General features: G+C 66.6%; 19 protein-coding genes. 8 read left to right on the top strand and 11 right to left on the bottom strand.

What is annotated here, in order from left to right; all coding sequences use genetic code 11:
• The first annotated feature begins 72 nt into the window (after positions 1 to 72).
• Genes AC3DE2_RS10170 through AC3DE2_RS10155 form a run of 4 tightly spaced genes read left to right on the top strand, consistent with a single transcriptional unit; the run spans position 73 to position 2,153 of the window.
• Positions 73 to 687, top strand: coding sequence for a DUF4388 domain-containing protein (locus AC3DE2_RS10170; protein WP_488426068.1), 615 nt, complete (start codon positions 73 to 75; stop codon positions 685 to 687).
• Complete coding sequence (locus AC3DE2_RS10165; RefSeq protein ID WP_488426067.1) at positions 684 to 1,187, top strand: GTP-binding protein; 504 nt, start codon at positions 684 to 686, stop codon at positions 1,185 to 1,187. Before AC3DE2_RS10170 ends, AC3DE2_RS10165 begins: the two co-directional genes overlap by 4 nt.
• Before the next feature lie 47 nt (positions 1,188 to 1,234).
• On the top strand, positions 1,235 to 1,603 hold the full coding sequence (locus tag AC3DE2_RS10160) for a roadblock/LC7 domain-containing protein (RefSeq protein WP_488426066.1): 369 nt from the start codon (positions 1,235 to 1,237) through the stop codon (positions 1,601 to 1,603).
• Between the two features lie 13 nt (positions 1,604 to 1,616).
• Positions 1,617 to 2,153 carry a protoglobin domain-containing protein gene (locus AC3DE2_RS10155; protein ID WP_488426065.1) on the top strand — a complete coding sequence of 179 codons (537 nt, stop codon included), beginning with the start codon at positions 1,617 to 1,619 and terminating at the stop codon, positions 2,151 to 2,153.
• Positions 2,154 to 2,188: 35 nt separating this feature from the next.
• On the opposite strand, the gene AC3DE2_RS10150 is transcribed toward AC3DE2_RS10155, so the two are convergent.
• From AC3DE2_RS10150 to AC3DE2_RS10140, 3 genes are all read right to left on the bottom strand, one after another.
• Positions 2,189 to 2,521, bottom strand: a complete 333-nt coding sequence (locus AC3DE2_RS10150) for an EF-hand domain-containing protein (RefSeq protein ID WP_488426063.1) — start codon at positions 2,519 to 2,521, stop codon at positions 2,189 to 2,191.
• Positions 2,522 to 2,793: 272 nt separating this feature from the next.
• Positions 2,794 to 3,993, bottom strand: a complete 1,200-nt coding sequence (locus tag AC3DE2_RS10145) for a DesA family fatty acid desaturase (protein ID WP_295375466.1) — start codon at positions 3,991 to 3,993, stop codon at positions 2,794 to 2,796.
• A gap of 102 nt (positions 3,994 to 4,095) precedes the next feature.
• Positions 4,096 to 4,644, bottom strand: a complete 549-nt coding sequence (locus AC3DE2_RS10140; RefSeq protein ID WP_295375468.1) for a TlpA disulfide reductase family protein — start codon at positions 4,642 to 4,644, stop codon at positions 4,096 to 4,098.
• Between the two features lie 68 nt (positions 4,645 to 4,712).
• Between AC3DE2_RS10140 and AC3DE2_RS10135 the strand changes: the two genes are divergently transcribed.
• The 4 genes from AC3DE2_RS10135 (at position 4,713) to AC3DE2_RS10120 (ending at position 9,897) form a co-directional block, all read left to right on the top strand.
• Positions 4,713 to 5,534, top strand: coding sequence for an ABC transporter ATP-binding protein (locus AC3DE2_RS10135; protein ID WP_295375470.1), 822 nt, complete (start codon positions 4,713 to 4,715; stop codon positions 5,532 to 5,534).
• An 82-nt stretch (positions 5,535 to 5,616) separates the two neighbouring features.
• The gene (gene mutM, locus AC3DE2_RS10130) at positions 5,617 to 6,441 is read left to right on the top strand and encodes a bifunctional DNA-formamidopyrimidine glycosylase/DNA-(apurinic or apyrimidinic site) lyase (RefSeq protein ID WP_488426062.1); all 825 of its coding nucleotides are present in this window, start codon (positions 5,617 to 5,619) and stop codon (positions 6,439 to 6,441) included.
• 72 nt (positions 6,442 to 6,513) lie between these two features.
• The gene (locus AC3DE2_RS10125) at positions 6,514 to 7,080 is read left to right on the top strand and encodes an ECF-type sigma factor (protein WP_295375474.1); all 567 of its coding nucleotides are present in this window, start codon (positions 6,514 to 6,516) and stop codon (positions 7,078 to 7,080) included.
• A gap of 15 nt (positions 7,081 to 7,095) precedes the next feature.
• Positions 7,096 to 9,897 carry a serine/threonine protein kinase gene (locus AC3DE2_RS10120; RefSeq protein ID WP_488426061.1) on the top strand — a complete coding sequence of 934 codons (2,802 nt, stop codon included), beginning with the start codon at positions 7,096 to 7,098 and terminating at the stop codon, positions 9,895 to 9,897.
• 285 nt (positions 9,898 to 10,182) lie between these two features.
• On the opposite strand, the gene AC3DE2_RS10115 is transcribed toward AC3DE2_RS10120, so the two are convergent.
• From AC3DE2_RS10115 to AC3DE2_RS10080, 8 genes are all read right to left on the bottom strand, one after another.
• Complete coding sequence (locus tag AC3DE2_RS10115; protein ID WP_295377517.1) at positions 10,183 to 10,803, bottom strand: thymidine kinase; 621 nt, start codon at positions 10,801 to 10,803, stop codon at positions 10,183 to 10,185.
• Between the two features lie 33 nt (positions 10,804 to 10,836).
• On the bottom strand, positions 10,837 to 11,631 hold the full coding sequence (locus AC3DE2_RS10110; RefSeq protein ID WP_295377520.1) for an SEL1-like repeat protein: 795 nt from the start codon (positions 11,629 to 11,631) through the stop codon (positions 10,837 to 10,839).
• A gap of 86 nt (positions 11,632 to 11,717) precedes the next feature.
• Positions 11,718 to 15,035, bottom strand: coding sequence for a pilus assembly protein (locus AC3DE2_RS10105; RefSeq protein WP_488426059.1), 3,318 nt, complete (start codon positions 15,033 to 15,035; stop codon positions 11,718 to 11,720).
• Between the two features lie 9 nt (positions 15,036 to 15,044).
• Positions 15,045 to 15,641 (bottom strand): pilus assembly PilX family protein, encoded by a 597-nt coding sequence (locus tag AC3DE2_RS10100; RefSeq protein WP_295377523.1) that lies wholly within the window; start codon positions 15,639 to 15,641, stop codon positions 15,045 to 15,047.
• On the bottom strand, positions 15,638 to 16,645 hold the full coding sequence (locus tag AC3DE2_RS10095; protein WP_488426057.1) for a PilW family protein: 1,008 nt from the start codon (positions 16,643 to 16,645) through the stop codon (positions 15,638 to 15,640). Before AC3DE2_RS10095 ends, AC3DE2_RS10100 begins: the two co-directional genes overlap by 4 nt.
• A 74-nt stretch (positions 16,646 to 16,719) precedes the next feature.
• Complete coding sequence (gene pilV, locus AC3DE2_RS10090) at positions 16,720 to 17,232, bottom strand: type IV pilus modification protein PilV (protein WP_488426056.1); 513 nt, start codon at positions 17,230 to 17,232, stop codon at positions 16,720 to 16,722.
• 16 nt (positions 17,233 to 17,248) lie between these two features.
• A complete protein-coding gene (locus tag AC3DE2_RS10085; protein ID WP_488426054.1) occupies positions 17,249 to 17,986 on the bottom strand; it encodes a GspH/FimT family pseudopilin in 738 nt (245 codons plus the stop codon).
• Positions 17,987 to 18,083: 97 nt separating this feature from the next.
• Complete coding sequence (locus AC3DE2_RS10080) at positions 18,084 to 18,650, bottom strand: GspH/FimT family pseudopilin (protein WP_488426053.1); 567 nt, start codon at positions 18,648 to 18,650, stop codon at positions 18,084 to 18,086.
• Between the last annotated feature and the right edge of the window lie 67 nt (positions 18,651 to 18,717).

Genomic DNA, 18,717 nt, shown 5'->3' with positions numbered 1-18,717 from the left:
TCGGACCTTCCCAGAAACCCGCCCGCCCTGCATCCGCCGGGCGTCCCGCCTTCCCCGGCAACCGAGGATCCCATGGCCATCTATGGAAACCTGAGCGACTTCTCGCTGCGCGACATCCTGACGGTGGTCGGCGGCAAGCATGGCGTGTTGACGGTGGATCAGCAGGATGGCCAGGTTCTTCGCCTGGATATCGCCGGCACCAGCATCACCCGCATGACCATGGAACGGCCCATTGAATCCCGCACCGAAGGACAGCTGCTGCTGCGCATGTTCGCGCAGGGAAGCGGCGAATTCCGCTTCGAGACACAGGAAGCCGTGGACGCGGGACGCTCGTTCCTGCGGATGGACGAACTGCTGGAGGGCCGTGGTGCGGTACCGCTGGACGAGCGCGATCTGCCCCATCCCAAGACCGTATTCCTCGTGATCAAGGGCAGGCAGGTGGAACTGTCGCCGGACCTGGCGGACTTCCTTGAAGTCTCGGAACCTTTGCTCACGGAAGGCGCCAGCGCCGAGCGGATCTCTCAGCAGTTGGGATTCCCGCTCGAGGGGACGCGCCGAAACCTGCAACGCCTGCGCCAGGTCAAGAAGGTCTGGCCGATGCAGGCACACGTGGATCGATTGGATCCGACACAACGCAAGCAACGCCGCTCCCTCGGGCAGCGCATCGCCAGCTTCTTCACACGATGACCCCACTCAAGATCGTTATCTCCGGCCCGGTCGGCGCCGGCAAGACCACCTTCATCCGCGCCGTTTCCGAGACCGAAGTGGTCAGCACGGAGGAAATCAGCAGCGAGCAGATCGGCAAGACCCATACGACCGTGGCCCTGGATTTCGGCCAGATCGGATTGGGCGACTACGTGCTGCACCTGTTCGGGACGCCCGGGCAGACCCGCTTCGACTACATGTGGGACATCCTCAGCGAAGGCGCGCTGGGCCTGATCGTGCTGGTGGCCTGCGACGCGCCCAACGAATTTCCGCAGGCGCGGCGGATCCTGGAATTCGTGATCAGCCGCCAGCCGGTGGAATTCATCATCGGCCTCACCCGCTCCGATCTCGCCACCGACGGCTGGAGCGTGGCCGAGGTGGCCACCTACTTCGGCGTCCCCGAGCAGCAGGTACTCGCGCTCAATCCGCGTGACGCGGCCGACGCACGCCATGCCATCCACCAGCTGTTGCAGCGCGTGTAGGCGCCTGCGGACGGCTTTCTACCCCCTGTTTTCCACGAGGACACACCATGAGCAAGCAAGAACAGATGCAAGCCAGGCTCGACGCGTTGACGCGCGCCATTCCCGGCATGAAGGGCAGTTTCCTGTGCACCTTCGACGGTATGCCGGTCAGCCAGTCGGTCAACGATCCCGGCATCGATTCCGCGCGGGTCGCCGCGATGGCCGCCACCGCCCTGGGCGTGGGCCGGCGCATCACCGAAACGCTGACCACCGGAGCACTGCGTGGCATCCAGCTGGTGGCCGCGGAAGGCCGCATCTTCATCTACATGGTCGGTGGCAAGGCATGCCTGGCACTGGTCGCACCCGCCGACACCAATGTCGGCCTGATCGAACTGGAAGCCGCCGACGTGATCGGCCAGCTCGCCACCATCCTGTAAGGAACCGATGCCCATGAACGATGAACGCAAGAGCTGGAGCGTCAAGGATGCGGCGATCGTGCGCGAACTGCGCGGACTGATCACCCTGTCACCCGAAGAATGCGCCCTGCTGAAGGACCTTCAGCCGGCGGCCCGCGAAGCGGCGCCGACCCTGGTCGCCGAGTTCTACGAGCGCCTGCTGTCGCACGAGATGACCCGTGAGTTCATCAGCGACAAGGAACGCCTGGCCACGACCCTGGCCAACTGGTTCGTGGAAGTCTTCTGCGGCGAATACGACGATGCCTATGCGATCAAGCGCCTTTCCATCGGCAACGTGCATGTGCGCATCGGGCTTCCGGTCCGCTATCCGCTGGCGATGATGGATCTGATCGCGCTCCACGGCGAGCGCATCGCGTCGGCCAAGGGCCAGACGGCGATCCAGGCTTTCCGCAAGGTCCTGGCCATCGACGTGGCGACCTTCAACCAGGCCTACGAGAACAATCAACTGCATCATCTGGCCGAACTGACCGGCAGTGAGCGCCTGGCGCGCCGGCTGCTGTCCGGCGGCTGAGGTGGTCACGCATTCCGGGATTGCCGGGATGCGGTCTATTGCGGGGGAGCGGCCAGCTCCCGCGCATCCAGGTAGCCGTCGCCATTCCGGTCCTGCTTGCGGAAGGTGGCCGCCAATCGCTCGCGATGGGTTGCGCGGGTGATGGCGGCCCCCTTGCCGCCCGGCAACTCGTCGGCGGACAGCACGCCATCCCGGTTGCGATCACGCGCGTCGAACGCATAGCTCATCCAGTCCAGGAACTCCACCTGGCTGATCCGGCCGTCACGATCGGCGTCCATCCGTTGCAGATAGTCACTCGTGCCGTTGACCTGAGCCACGGCGAGCAGCGGCAGGGCCAGCAACATCCATGCGGGCAGGGAACGCGTCATTGGCGGATTGTAGGGCGGGATTTGTCTGGGCGCCGAGCACGCGCGCCCGTCCCAGGCAACCCGCGCCAATCCCCCGTCGCCTCCGGCGCCCGCCCCCTTTTGCAAAGGGAGCAAGAGCTCGCCACGCCTCTTGATCGGCGTTTCGACGTTGGGCAACACCGAAGCCTGCTTTGCCTCAAACTTCATCGCGCCCGCGTATATCCCTTGAAGCCCGCTTTGCCTCCCCCTTCGGAGAAGGGGGACCGAGGGGGATTTGCTCTTCGCCGCAAACCTCAATGCGCCAACGCATATCCCTTCAGGCGCGCGGAGTATTCCTGCAATGCGCGGATGCCGCTGGCCTCGGCCTCATGGCACCAGGCCTGCAGGGCTTTGAGCCGTTCGGCCGCGTCGTGGCTGCGGGCCTCCAGCAATGCCGCCAGGCGCGCGCGATGTTCGACCAGGGCACTGATCCGCGGCCGCTGCGATACCCAGCTGCGCAATTGTTCACGCGCGTCGGGCTTGAGCCAGCGGCCATCGTCGACCAGGCCACGACGCAGCTTGCGCGGCAGCAACGCCCGCAGCTTGGCGCCAGCCTGGGCGGCCTCTTCCTTCAGCGCCGGCTTGAGCACGTTGCGTTGGTAGTCGGTCATGGCCTGGAAACGATGCGACAGCAGCGCCCTGAGCGTATCGGCGTCCGGTACCGCGATGTTCGGGCGGATGTCCAGGGTCGGCGCGACCCGCAGCACTTTGGCCAGCCGGATCTTTTCCAGCCCCTTAATCACGATCCAGCCGATGTCCACTTCCCAGCGCCGCATCGAGAAGCGCGCCGAACTGGGGAACGCGTGATGGTTGTTGTGCAGTTCCTCGCCGCCCACCCATACGCCCCACGGGGTCAGGTTGGTCGAGGTGTCGGAAGATTCGAAATTGCGGTAGCCCCACCAGTGGCCGAGGCCATTGATCACGCCCGCCGCCCAGAACGGAATCCAGGCCATCTGGATCGCCCACAGGGCGACGCCGGGCAGGCCGAACAGCGCCGCGTTCACGAACAGCAGGAGAACCGGGCCTCCGGTGGCGTACCGCGTATAGAGACGACGCTCGATCCAGTCGTCCGGCGCGCCCTTGCCGTACTGCTCGATGTCCGCGCGCTGCCAGCGTGCTTCGCGGTACAGCTCCACCCCGCGCCAGAACACGTTGCCGATGCCCTTGGTCTGCGGGCTGTGCGGATCCTCTTCCGTCTCCACCTTCGCATGGTGCTTGCGATGGATGGCCACCCACTCCTTGGTGATCATCGAGGTGGTCAGCCAGGTCCAGAACCGGAAGAAGTGGTTCAGCACCGGATGGAAATCCACGCCCCGGTGCGCCTGGCTGCGATGCAGGTACAGGGTCACCGAGAAGATGGTCAGCTGGGTGAACACCAGCAGCACGATCAGCAGCTCCCACCAGCCCAGGCCCAACAGGCCTCCGGTCAGGAACTGCAGCAGCGAATCGGACATGAAGGGATGCTCCGGGAGGCTCCGGCACCGGAGGAATCCGGCGCCGTCAGCGCATCATGCGGCCTGCACGTGACGATTTCACCCGACGCCGCCGAATGTTGTTCAGGTGGCCGGCGGCGCTGCGGCCGTGGCCGCTTGCCGGCGTTGCATTTCCTCGGTCAGCACCCGCTTGATTTCGTCGACGATCGCCTGCAGCGAGTCCTCGCCGTAACCCACGTGATGGCTCGCGATGCGGCCCTGGGGGTCGATGACCCACAGATTCGGGTAAGCCTTCACACCGTAGGTGCGCGCGATATCACCATTGTGGTCGCGCGCCTGCAGCAGGCTGTAGTCCCGCATCTGCCGCATCATCTGCCGATAGGTCGCCGGAGGATCCTCGACATTCACCGCGATGATCTGCAGCCATTGGGGGTCGACCTTCTTCTGCAGCGCGTCCAGCACCGGCAGCTCCTTCAGGCAGTAGCCGCACCAGGATGCCCAGAAGGTCACGATCACCACCTTGTCCCGGTGCCCGGCCAGATCGACTATCTTTCCGTCACGTCCCTTGCCGAGCACGGTCGGCGCCGGATCGCCGATGGCCGGCGACTGCGCGAACGCGGGGGTAACCATCGCAAGACAGAGCAGCAGCACGGCGAGGCGGATGCGGCGCATGGTCGGTTCCCTCCCTGGACTGGCGCCGAGTCTATCCCGCTTCCGCTCCCTCCACACAGCCCCCGCCGATGTCCCTAGCCCCTGACGCCACCCCGCCGGCCGCGCCCCTGTTCGAACTCGACCGCGCCACCGTCATCCGCGGCTCGGTCCGCGTCCTGCGCGAGCTGACCCTGAGCATCCCACTCGGCCAGCACACCGTCATCCTCGGCCCCAACGGCTGCGGCAAGTCCACCTTCATAAAGCTGATCAACCGCGAGCTGTATCCGCTCGCCCGCGAAGGCCAGGCCCCGGTGAAGGTGTTCGGCCTGCGCCGCTGGAACGTGGCCGAACTGCGCACCCGGCTGGGCGTGGTCACCAGCGATCTGACCCGCAACCTGCAGGACATGCCGCACCTGCGGGTGGAGGACGCGGTCATCACCGGCTTCTTCTCCAGTTTCGTCATCCCGCCCCATTGCGAGGTGGACGCGCAGATGCGCGCGCAGGCCCGCCGCGCCCTGGCCACGGTCGAGGCCACCGCCCTGGCCGATCGCGAAGTCGCCGAACTGTCCACCGGCGAAATGCGCCGCGTGCTGATCGCCCGTGCACTGGTGCACCAGCCCGAAGCCCTGCTGCTGGACGAACCCACCGCCGGCCTGGACCTGATCGCCCAGCGCCACTTCCTGGAACTGCTGCGCGATCTGGCGCGCCAGGGCATCACCCTGGTGCTGGTCACCCACCATCTGGAGGAAATCGTCCCGGAGTTCCAGCGCGTGATCCTGCTGCGCGCCGGCGACGTGATGGCCGATGGCGTCCCCGAAGACGTCCTCACCTCGGACAATCTCTCCGCCGCCTACGGCGGTCCGCTGCAGGTGCGGCGGGAGGGCGGTCGCTTCGTGCTGGGACTGGAGTGATCCTGACGCGGACCTTGCCGCCGGCCGCCACGCCCCCATCTGGATTTCATCGCATCCTGCTCCCGGTTCCCACGGCCCCGCCATGCCCGAACTGCCCGAAGTCGAAACCACCCGCCGTGGCCTGGCCCCGCACCTGGAGGGCCGGCGCATCCAGGCCGTGACCCTGCGTCGGCCGGATCTGCGCTGGCCGATTCCGCCGGAAATCGCGCGCGACCTGCCCGGCCAGCGGATCGCGGCGGTTCGCCGGCGCGCCAAGTACCTGTTGATGGACGTGGAGGGTGGCAGCGCGCTGCTGCACCTGGGCATGTCCGGCAGCCTGCGGGTGCTGCCGGTGGACACCCCGGTGCGCGCGCATGATCACGTCGACATCGCGGTGGAGGGACCGCGCGGGCAGCAGCGGGTGCTGCGCTTCAACGATCCGCGCCGGTTCGGCTGCCTGCTGTGGCAGCCGGCCGGGGAGATCCATCCGCTGTTGCAGGCCCTGGGGCCGGAGCCGCTGTCGGACGAATTCGACGGCGACTACCTGTTCGAGCTCAGCCGGGGCCGCAAGGCGCCGGTGAAAACCTTCCTGATGGACCAGGCCGTGGTGGTGGGGGTGGGCAACATCTACGCCGCCGAGAGCCTGTTCCTGGCCGGGATCTCGCCACTGCGCGCCGCCGGCAAGGTCTCGCGCGAGCGCTATGTTGCCCTGGCCGAGGCGGTGAAACGGATCCTCGGTTACGCCATCACCCGCGGCGGCACCACCCTGCGCGACTTCATCAGTCCGGACGGCGCGCCCGGCTACTTCGAGCAGGAACTGTCGGCCTACGGACGCGGCGGCGAACCCTGCCCGCGCTGCCGGCGGCCGATGAAGGAAGCCAGCATCGGCCAGCGCACCACGGTGTGGTGCGGCCACTGCCAGAAGTGACAGAGACCTTCTCCCGAATGCCTTTACTCACGTTTGGGGCTATATTCGCCGCCTGACTTGTGGGGAAAGCACATGGCGGACGCTTCAGACATCACCATCTGGCTGGATTCGGCCCGGAACGGCGATCGCGCCGCGCTGGATCGGGTGCTGGCCACGCTCTACCAGGAACTGCACACCATGGCCCGGCGCCAGCTGTCCGGCCAGCACGGCTATACCCTGGACGCCACCGCCCTGGTCCATGAGTCCTACCTCAAGCTGATCGGTTCCACCGGCACGGCCAAGTTCGAGGACCGCGCGCATTTCTTCGCCTATGCCGCCTCCTCCATGCGCAGCGTGGTGGTGGACTACGCCCGCAGCCGCCTGGCGCGCAAGCGCGGCGGCGACCTCAAGCGGGTCGCCGACATTCCCGAGGAAGTCGAGGGCAACCTGAAGCTCGACGAGGATCTGCTGGCGCTGAACGCCGCGCTGGACCAGCTGGCGCAGGCGGACGAACGCCTGGCCAAAGTGGTGGAGCTTCGCTACTTCGCCGGCCTGTCGGAACTGGAAATCGCCGAGCTCCTGCAGCGCTCCGAACGCAGCATCCGCCGCGACTGGCAAAAGGCGCGGATGTTCCTGCTGTCGTCGATGCAGGAACCCTGATCACGGCGCTCCATCGTGGACGTCGAACGCTGGAAACAGCTTTCCCCGCTGCTGGATGTCCTGCTGGAACTGGCGCCGGACGCGCGCGCGCACCGACTGGACGCATTGCGCGCCGAGGATCCGGAGGTCGCCGCCGAGCTGGAGAAGCTGCTCGAACTGGAAGATGACAGCGACGGCTTCATGGAGGCGCCGCTGCTGGACAAGCCGCAGAGCGGACTCCAGCCCGGCATGCTCATCGGTCCCTACCGGCTGGAGGATCTGCTGGGCGAAGGCGGCATGGGCATGGTCTGGCTGGCCTCCCGGGCCGACGGCCTGTACCAGCGCCGGGTCGCCCTGAAGCTGCTGCGTCCCGGCTTCGCCGATCCCAACCTGCGCCTGCGCTTCACCCGCGAGCGCGAGATCCTCGCGCGACTGGAACATCCCAATATCGCGCGCCTCCTGGATGCCGGCGTCAGCCAGGGCAGCCAGCCCTACCTGGCGCTTGAATACGTCGAAGGCATCCCGCTGACCGAGTACTGCCAGGTCAACAACCTGTCCGTCGACGACTGCCTGCGCCTGTTCCTGCAGGTCTGCGAGGCCGTCAGCCACGCGCATGCCAACCTGATCGTCCACCGCGATCTCAAGCCTTCCAACATCCTGGTCTCGCCCGATCGCAACGTCCGCCTGCTCGACTTCGGCATCGCCAAGCTGCTGGACGAAAGCGAACCGGCCCCGCTGAACCCGCGCACCGAAGTCCGCGCCTTCACCCTGCACTACGCCGCACCCGAGCAGATCCGCGGCGAACCGGTCACCACCATGACCGACGTCTATTCGCTGGGCGTGGTGCTGTACGAACTGCTGGCCGGCACCAAGCCCTACCGGCTGCGTAGGCAGAGCGACGCCGAATGGGAAGAAGCGATCCTGGCGGTGGAGCCGCTCAAGCCTTCGGTCGCGGCGCAGCGCACCACCGGCGGCGGTCGCACCGACTGTCCCAACGCCCGGCGGCACGGCCGGCGGCTGAGCGGCGATCTGGACAACATCGCACTGAAAGCGCTGGCCAAGTCGCCGGAGCAGCGCTATCCCTCGGTCGAGGCGCTGGCGCTGGATCTGCGCCGGCACATGGACGGACGGCCGGTGCACGCCCGCCCGCAGAGCCTGGGCTATCGCGCACGCAAGTACATTTCCCGCCATCGCTGGGCGCTGGCCGCCGGCAGCGTGACCGCGCTGATCCTGATCGCCGCGCTCGGCGCCAGCCTGTGGCAGAGCCAGCAGGCGGTGCGGGAAGCGGCGCGAGCGCAGGCCATGCAGAACTTCGTCATCGGCCTGTTCGACAACGCCGGCAGCGCGCAGCGCGGCAACACCTTCGATGCGCGCGAACTGCTGGTCGCCGGGGAACGGCGCGGCGAGCGCGAACTGGCACGGCAACCGTTGGCGCACGCCGAACTGCTGGGCGTGATCGCGCGCCTGCGCGTCGGCCTGGGTGATTACCGCGAGGCGCTGGCGCTGCTGGATCGGCAACAGCGCCTGCTGGCCGGCAGCGATGCGCCGGCGCTGCGGCTGGAAAGCACCACCCAGCGCGGTCGCGTGCTGGCCCTGCTGGGACGCCCGCGCGAGTGCATCGACGCGATGATCCGGCTGGAACCGGAGATCGCGCGCCTGCAGATTCCGATGCCGCAGCAGGCCGCCGACTTCCTGTCGCAGGATGGACGTTGCCGCCGCGCGGTCGCCGACCGCCAGACCGCGCGCCAGTTCTTCCTGCGCTCGCAGCTGCTCCGCCGCGGCCTGCGCGATCAGACCGGCGTGGCCGAAAGCCTGTACGACCTCGCCGGACTGGAAAGCGACATGGGCAACGCCGATGGCGCGATCCGCGGGTTCAACGCCGCCCTCGTGCACCTGCGCCAGTACGATGGCCAGCGTCATCCGCTGACGGTGGATATCGAACGTAGCCTTGCCAGTCTCTATCGCATTCGCGGCGACTCGCAGACCGCACTGATGCACTACCAGCGCGCGCTCTCGCTGTCCCGCGACATCCATGGCGATCGCCACCCGGCGACCCTGGCGGTGCGCCGGCAGATGGGCGCGGTGCAGGTGGACCTGGGCCACTTCACCGAAGCCGACGCGCAGATGCGCCAGCTGCACGAGCGCACCATCAGCGCGCTCGGCCCTGCCCATCGCGAGACCGGCTCGAGCTGGAATTCGCTGGGCATCATCGCCTGGGAACTCGGCGACACCGACACCGCCATCGCCGACATCGAGCGCGCGGTGAAGGTCTGGCGCAGCCCGGACAGCCGGCAGCAGCTGCCCGGCGGGCTCTACAACTACGGCATGGTGCTGCACAGCGCCGGCCGCGAGGATGAAGCGCTGGCCGCGCTGCAGGAAGCACGCGGCTTGCGCGCGGAATTGTTCGGCGCCAGCCATGCGCTGGTCGGCGAGACCGATCGCATGATCGGCGAGGTGTTGGCGTCCCAGGGCGATCTGGCCGCGGCCGGCGAGTATTTCGATCGCGCCGAGAAACTGACCCGCATCGGCTACGGCACCGAGCACCCGCGCACGCTGTTCGCCGAACTGTCGCTGGCCCGCCAGCTCGGCCGCACCGGCCAGATCAGCGAAGCCCTGCGCCGGATGGATGCCTTGGCCCTGCGCAAGGGTGAAGGCAGCGAGATTCCAAAGCTGCGCTGGAGCGCACGCGGCTACGCCGCCGAACTACGCTGCGAACAGAACCAGCGCGAGCGGGGCCGCCAGGATCTCGATGCACTGCTGATCGAACTGCGCAACACGCAACCGGATGGTGGGGTCATACCGCGCGAGATTGCGCGGATTCGGGCGCGGTGCATTTGATGCCGGGAGCGAAGCCTTGCCGCCGCTGAAAGGGAGCAAGGTGTTGGCTTCATTTCTGGCGCCAAGAGCAAATCCCCCGTCGCCTTCGGCGCCCGCCCCCTTTGGCAAAGGGGGCAGTCAGCAAACTTCGACGCCCGGAAAACACTGCTGCCTCCCCTTTTGGAAAAGGGAGCAGCCAGGAGACTTCAACGCCCGAAACCGGCTTTGCCTCCCCCTTTGCAGAAGGGGGACCGAGGGGGATTTGCTTCTGGCTTCTCAGGACAAGGCAGCCGAGCAACCCCTGCCCTACAGCGGCAACGGCGCCTGCATAGGCTCGATGCGGCTTTCACCGCGGGCGATCCGCTTGAACTCGGCGCGGCTCACCGAGACGTAGCGTTCGTTGCCGCCGATTTCCACCTGGGGGCCGTCCTGCACCGCGCGGCCTTCCTCGTCCACGCGCACGGTCATGATCGCTTTCTTGCCGGTGTGGCAGATGGTCTTGATCTCGGAAATCTCGTCGGCCCAGGCCAGCAGGTACTGGCTGCCCTCGAACAGTTCGCCGCGGAAGTCGGTGCGCAGCCCATAGCAGAGCACCGGGATGCGCAGCGCATCCACCACCTCGCTGAGCTGCCACACCTGCGGTTTGGTCAGGAACTGGGCCTCGTCCACCAGCACGCAGTCCAGCTTGCCGTGCGCGGTGATATCGGCCCGGATGAGCGTTTCCAGATCGGTGCCATGCATGAACGGGGTACCGCTGGCCTTCAGGCCGATCCGCGAGGCGACCACGCCGGTGCCGGCGCGGTCGTCCAGGCGCGGGGTCAGGATCAGCACGCGCATGCCCCGCTCCCGGTAGTTGTGGGCGGACTGCAGCAACGTGGTGGTCTTCCCGGCATTCATTGCCGAGTAGTAGAAGTAGAGCTTGGCCATGCGCGGATTCTACTGCCGCGCATGGCTGGCCCGTCAGGGATTGACGGGCGTGGGCTCCTCGGGCACGTCCGGTTCCGGAGCATCCACCTGCGGCGCGGTTTCCGGCACCCGCGAGCCGGGGGCGGGCAGATTCTCGTCGACCTGTTCCACCTCGCCCACCGACACCCGGCCGATCCGCGGCTTGGCCCAGACCTGGTCGGTGTAGGCCCAGTACTTCTTGGCATCCCAGTAACGGGGGTCGTAGAACTTGCTGCCGTCGATGGTCTGCTCACCGCCGGGACCCGGAACGATGATCTGCACGTTGCCGGTGAAGCCGGTGCGGCTGCCGGTCTGCTGCATCCTGCCGCGACGCAGCTGGGTTTCGTAGCGCGGCTTGGCGGCGGCGTCGCCGAAGCGGGCGTAGATGGCCTGCCCTTCCTCGACCGCGCGCGCGCGTTCGGCTTCGCTCAACGCGCTCCAGTAACGTTCGCGCAGGCCGAGGAAACCGGCGTAGCCGCGCTCGGCCGCCAGATCCATCCAGGCGTAGGCCAGCGCCTTGTCCTGCGGCGCGCCCTGCCCGTTCCACAGCATTTCCGCGACCATGCCCTGGGAGGGCTTGTCGGCGTAGAAGCTGGCGCGGCGGAAGAACCGCATCGCGTCCTCGTACTTTTTCGCCTTGAAGGCTTCCATGCCCAGCAGCCGGTACTTCATGTCCGGGTGGTGGGTCAGGAAGCCGGCGGTGATCATCAACGGATCGGAGGTGGGATCCGGCGGCGGCGCGGGTTTCTTGTCGGCCGCCATGGCGGCGGATACCGGCAGCAACGCCAGCAGCCACAGTCGTTTGGACATCATCCTGTTTGTTTCCCCTTGAAACCGAAGACTCGAATCCTAGGGGGAATGCGCCCGGGTGTCTCTCCTACTGATGGCACAGGCCCTCACTCGCTCTGGACGCGCTCCGTCCAGGACACCCGGCCATAGCGTCCCGCCATGCTGCCGAGGACATTCATCGCCACGCACGCCGAGGTGCCGGAGGCTCCGCTGGCACAGGCCTGGGAATCGACCCCGCCGCCGCCTCCGACCAGCTTGCCCAGCAGGATACTGGGGTCGGTGATCATGCCCAGACCCAGATCGATCGAACCCGCGGGTGTGCCGTCAATGCTGTCCTTCCCGTCGATCTTGCCGTCGCCATTGATATCGAAGAAGGGCATTGAGGTCGCGCCGCCGGTGAAGGGGTCGATTGCGTTCAGATACCCGCGCCCGTTGCCGCCGCAGCCACCTCCGGTCGGCGCCATGCTCGCGGCCAGCAGGGTCCGGCCACCGATGATCTGTTGCGATTCGCCAATCATGCGCTCGCCATCGGGCGTGGCGCCGGGGGTGCGCAGATCAACCACCCAGCCACGCTTGCCCCGCATGTCGTTGGGACGTGCCTTTTCAAAGGCGCGCACCGGTTTGCCGTCGGTCGTGGCGCTGGCGGTGATTTTCCGTTCGAGCAGTTGACTGCGGGTGATGCTGGAGTCGCCGTCGCCCACATCCACGCCATACCAGCTCTGGGTGGATACATCGGCGCCGTCGGCGAGGGTCAGATAGCGCCCGGTGCCGAAGAACACCCAGCGTTTGTGGGTCGTAGGATGAAGGGCCACGCCGATGCCGCCGGTGATCGATTGCCGGGTCCCGTTCGCATCCACTGCGGTGAATACCCTGCGGACGCTGCCATTCCTCAATCCGAACTGCCAGACGTTGCCGCGCAGATCGCCCGCGTAGGCGATGTCCGCCCGGCCATCCCCGTCCAGATCCAGCACCGTGGGTGTGGACAGGCCATTGGCGGTTTCATCGCCCGCGACCATCTTCCTCCGCAACTCGCCGGTGGCCGCATCCAGGACATAGAGCGCGGCCTTGCCATCCGGGCTGTTGATGCCATTGGCCACGAGTACGGTGTCCGGCGCTCCGGTGCCCGTTTGCAGGCGCACCAGTTGCGGCCGCGACAGCACCTGCCCCATGCCGCCGTCACCGGGAAACTCCCAGCTCGACGGCACCTGATCCGGCCGTGCCAGATCCAGCGAGAGGCCATACACCCCACGTCCACCGCGCCCCAGCGTACCCGCGGCGAGCACGCCATTGCCGCCGTCCATGCGGGCCACCGTCAACGGACCATCCACGAAGTACTGATGGCGGAATCCCTTGGCCCGACTGAGTTCCTTCAGCTCGTTCATGTCCAGCAGGCCCGGGACGTAGGCCAGCAGTTCCTTGCCATTCGTCGCATCGAACACGTGCAGCATGCCATCGTTTGCGCCGACGAACACGGCCTCCGCACCTGCAGTCTTCACATGCACGGGCGAGCTGTGGACGATGTCGCCCAGCAGGCCGCGGCGCGCGCGTAATCCGGCGCCTTCGCGGCTGCGGTCGCCGCGGATCCATGCGGCGATGTCCTCAGTCAATACGGCTTTCTGATCGCTGGTCGGAAATGCTTTTGTCGACCATTTTCCCGACTGGCCGGGCAGCCCGTGGGTATACAGCCGACGGCGGTCATGCGCGGGGATGCCTTCGGCCGCGTTCCAGGCCAGATCGGAGGACACCCCGGTCGAATTGATGACGTAGGCCTTGAGATCACCGGTCCACGGTCCGGGGAGGAAGCTGGCCACGAAGCTGCGCTTGCCGGCTTCGAGTGTCATGCCATCCACGGCGAGACTGGAAGCGGATGCTACGCGCTCGCTGATGGTGTTCAGTACCGCTTCCAGGCCCTTGTTGAGCGCCTCGGGGTCCATCGCACTGACGTAAGCGCCATGTCCATTCACGCTGGCATGGAACAGATCGTCCACCTTGTACATCCCGCTGTTCGGCCACTGCACGGGGCTCGGCCACTGCCGGGTTCCGGCGACCAGCGCGGGCCAGTCGGCCACCGGGTCCAGACTGCCCCTCATGCCGATCGAGATCGTGAAAGTCACCATGTGTTGCCAGAAGGCCGGGTTTTCCTGGGTGGTTGGCACGACGTCGGGCAAATCACCGCGCAGATCCCACTTCCAGTACCTCATCGCCACATCAGCCAAGGTCTTGCCGTACCCGTCCCGATATGGAGGCGCAGGGTTGTACTGGTAGGTGTCTCCATTTGGAGAGGTATGAACGGGCCCGCTGGTACCGTCTTCGTTGTAGATGGCAATGTTGTCGGGCGTCCACTCACCATCCGTCGCGAGGATGACGAAGTTCTGCCGGCATGCAATCTGACTGTCTGGTGATTCCGGCCCCCAGGGACCGTTCCTGTCCCGACGACTGAAGTAAAGGCCAGCACGGTCCAGCGCTTCACGCAGGGGCGTAAGATCGACGCTTCGCTCGCTGTAGACCCGCTCGAACCACGTAGCGCGGTTGGTCCCCCTGAACAGCCCCTTGTCCGTCTGCACCGGAATATCGAAGTTGCGGGTGTTGTGATTGTTCAATACCGCGTAGCCCAGCCGCACGTTCTCGTCCAGGCCGCTGAAAGCGCCACTGACGGCCGCCTTGGCGACCTTCATGCGTGTCCGATGGTAGCCGTACCAGTTGGCGTAGTTGCGCCATTCCTCGGCGAGGCTGCGGGTGATGACGCTTCCATCGGCAGCACGCCATTGGAACCCGCTGACATCCCGGCAGACACCTTCCGGCCATTCGTACGTACCCGGGTTCTTCCACAAACCGGCGGCGTCCTTTTCGGCGGTCGAGCAAATTTGCGCCCGGTCCTCAGCCAGCAGCTTGTACAGGGAGTACTGATCAAGGGCACTGGGATTGGCGATGCCCGGATTCGCAAGGTAGAACCAGTGTTTCCCCACGGAATAGAGCGAAATAGGTTCCGTCAGGAGATCCGAATGACCGGACGTCGCCGTAGGATCCATTTCCGGCATTTCACTGCCGTCAGGGTTACGCCACGGTCGATAGGTCCTTTGGGGATCGTAGGCGAGCACATTGAGCGCGAGTGTTGCCAACTTCCCGCCATACGGTACCGAATTCCAGGCCATGATGACCTGTCTACGGTATGCGTCCGGGAGCGTAGCGAGTGATTCCAGATCAGGGTTCTGCATGTACCCCTCACGCATCGACAGGGAATCATCCAGCAGCAACAGAAGATTGGGCGGTACCGCTACTCCCGATGTCAGCGGTACCGGGGGAATCGGGAAGTCGTCCACGCCAGCCGAAACCGGTCCCATCGCAAGGGTGATGAGGAATCCGGCGAGGCCCGCGGACAAGCGCGAAACGGGTAGCGGACGGGCGCGACTGGAACTGGGTTTCATGGCGGTCGACTAGAGAGATGTGGAAGCGGATGCGGGTACCAGCACCCTCGAGTGCAGGGCCACCGAGGCGCGGCCTTCGGCCTGATAGCGCGCTTCGACGTGGTAGACATCGGCCAGGCACAGAGGGTCTCTGGGCCATCCGTTGGCGCCGAGAATGCTTGAGCACCCATGCGTGACTTCGGCAACGCCCTGGTGCACGACCAGAAAACGCACGTCATCGGCCTTCGGCACGGCCAGCGCGTTGTCCGCGAGCGGGGCAGCGGCGCGCGCATTGGCCTTGAACAGGGCATCGAACCCGTTGTCCGGGTTCAACGTATACGGCGGTCGTCCACAAACGCCCTTTATGCATTTGTCGCCAGCGGCTGGAGGCGATGACAGTGACAGCGCCAATGCCTCGCCTTCCCGCAATGCGGCTTCGGTGGCCTGGAAAGCCAGGCTGCGATCGAACAGGTTGGCGGTCATGCGCTCCTCCAGGCTGCCGATGCGCAGGCTGGCCAACGCCAGCAGGGTCATCACCAGCAGCAGCACCAGCACCGTCAACAGGGTGTTGCCCCGTTGGACGGCACGCGCCGGGCGGGCGGGCCTGGGGTTGCGGGGAGCGCTCATGGATTGCGGTTCCGCAGGCTGACGACATGCACGATGCGGCGGCCTATTTCGTTGCCGGACCCTCCGCCCGGCGAGGCCTCCAGCTCCAGCGCGATGCGCACCGCGCGCACCTGCTTCCAGTCCGCGCCGACCTGGCTGGCGGCGACGTACTCGGTCTTGCCGGGCAGCAGGTAGTGGAGTTTCAGCGTGCGCACGCCATCGATGACTTCCGCCTTCTCATCGGTCCGCGAAGGCCCGCGGGTCACGCGATACAGCGACTTACCGCCGCGCGGGTTCGTCTCCACCTGCCAGCGGACCGCGGCGACCGGGGCCAGGAATGCCGGGCGGTGGACGGGATCGATGAGGAGTCCGGCAGGGTTGCCGTCATCGTCGCAGTTCGTCCCGCCTCCGATTTGCCCGCCCGCGCCTGCCCGGCTGCTCGCACGGACAGAAATCCCGCCTTCTGATCCGGGATCTATCTGGCATGTGGCCGCCATGTAGGAGATTTGGCTGCCCTGCCCCGCGATGGCGGCCCTCAGCAGATAGCCGGTATTGCCGTCACAGGCCACCACCGGCTCGTCGGGCGTGAACCGGGGAGAGCCCGCGTAGTACAGCGTGTTGTCCTTGTGCATCGTGATGGGCACGGCGCCCACCGTGGCCGCGCGCAGCTCGATGGAATCTCCCTGCGCTTCGCTCGAACCCACGAGGCCATCCCCCCAGTCGCCCAACTGCCCCCAGGGAGCCACATTGCCGCCCAGCCAGCGGACGAGCGGGAGTTTCTCCGGGGCGGACGCGGCTGCGGCCGTATGCGGGTCAACCGGAGCCCGGCACGCGGTGCCATCCGCGCCGCGGATGTCCCGCGCCATCAGTTCGAAACCGGCGCGCGCGTTTTCCTGGATCCGCGCCAGCGCCTCGCTGCTGTCGTAGACCGCGCGATTGCTGGTGAACAGGCCTATGGCGGCCAGCACCACCAGCAGGCCCAGCACCACGGCCACCATCAGTTCGATCAGGGACAGGCCTGCCATCGCCTTTCGTGGTGGACGTTGCGGCCGATACGCCCGGGCGTCGTTTCGACGCGGGCACAGGGAGGCGGTGGTACTCACAGGCGACTCTTGATGGTGAGGGTGTTGCCGGACTGTCCGCCCGGCAACCGGGATTCGTCCCACTCCACGGTGATGGCGCACTCGCCGGTCTTGGTTTCGCAAGCCAGGCTGCCGCAGGCACCTTCACCGAGATCGTCCCGCAGGGCTTTCACCCACTCGCGCATGTCGTTGTTGGCCAGGGTGGCGCCCTTGCCGACCTGATCGGCGTCGCAGGTGCGCTGCAGCTGGTAGTCGGCCAGGAACGTGCTCCTCGCGGCAGGAGAGAGGACAGCCTCCAGCGGCATCGCCGCGCGGATGGCGTCCAGCATCCCGTAACTCTCGATGATGGCCTGGGAGCGCATCGTCGACACCTGGTTGGCCTTCAGCGCCACGCTCTGGGTGGCGGCCGCGCCCAGCACGCCGATGCCCAGCACCAGCACCGCCACCAGCACTTCGACCAGGCTCATGCCCGCGGCATGACGGCAAGAGGACGGGCGAGCCTTGGCGTTGTTACGTCGCTGGACAGACATGCTTACCTCGGTTCGATCAGGAGGGGGTGGTATCGGGGGCCGGGCATTTGCCGCTTCCGCTGGCGGAGGTCACCTCGATCCGTCCGCTGGGATGCAGCAGCACGTCGCGGATGTTGTTGGCCGGCCGGGTGGTGGGGATGCAGACGCGCAGCGTGAGCGGTTGCGACAGCGACGATGCTCCGCTCGCGGGCCGGCCATCCGCGCGATAGGCGACCCTGTCGTTCCAATAGCGGCTGTTGAACGCGTTGCCGGGGATGAACTCCACGGAGGATGATTTCAGCTGGGTGAACGCCAGTGACTTGCTGCCGTCATCGCCCTCGGGCCGCGCGAGCAGGAGGCCGTTCCATTTGCGCTGGCAGCATTGGCATTGGCCGCCGTTGCTGGAATCGCAGATCATCACCCGCCGGTTCTGCCGAACGGCCTCCATGCGGGCGTTCTGCAGGGTGGCGATCACCTGGTCGCTGGCCGCGGCCAGGCGGTTCTGGTTGAGCATGGTTTCCAGGGACGGCGCAGCGATGGCAAGCAGGATCGCCAGCACGGCGATCGTCACCATCAGTTCGATCAGGGTGAACCCCGCGGCGGTGCGTGCCGTATCCGGCCGCACCGCGCCATTTCCGTTCCCCTCCGCCTTCATCTCTGTCTCCACCGTGTGATCGTCCGTGGAGCCAGAGACTCCGGCTCCCGGCAGCGCGCGCCCTGCGCGGCTCCGGGCCGCGGACCGAAGATGGAAACGCGAATATGGTTCAGCGGCCATCGGAGGATTCCGAAAGGAACCCAATCGTGGAAGCGGTCACGCGACAGATCTGCGCTCGGCAGGGGTTCGGTACCTCCGGACTCCGACCGCGTCGCGATCAGCCCGCCGGTCGCGGGCACTTTCCGTTGCCGCTGGATGCGATCACTTCGACCCGGCCGCTGGCACGGATCGTCATATCGCGGATGTTGTCGCGTGGGCGGGTCGTGGGAATGCACAGGCGCATGCGGCCCGCGGATGCGGATTCCCCGCCCGCGCGCATCCGGCCGTCGGCGTCGTATCCCGTCCAGGCCGTGGCCGCCTGGTTGAGCTGAAAGGCAATCCGGGCATCCATTCGGGTGGTAGCAACCACGCCGTTCCCGCCGTCAAGCCGCCGATAAGCCATCCAGCTTCCTGCGGCCGGCGCGTCGTCCGCGCAGTTCTCGCCATCCACGCTGCGACAAAAATCCACGCGCGTGTTGCGGGCGACGGCTTCCAGGCGCGCCGCATTGAGAAAGGCGAGCATTTCGTTGCTGGCGTTCGCCAGGCGGTTGCCGTTGATCAGGTTTTCAAGCGACGGCATCGCCATCGCGCTCAGGATGGCGAGCAACGCGGTGGTCGCCATCAGTTCGACGAGGCTGAAGCCTCCCACGCGCTTGCGCGCGCCGTGCCGTATGGGCGGGTACATCTGCTGACTCCGTTGGTATCGATTCGTGTCGTCACGGCGCGATCCCCGGCTACGAACAGGAGTGCGT

This window comes from Pseudoxanthomonas sp. 68-E7 (assembly GCF_057773145.1).
Note: the sequence above shows the minus strand (reverse complement) of the source record. Positions and strands in the feature narration are given on the sequence as shown.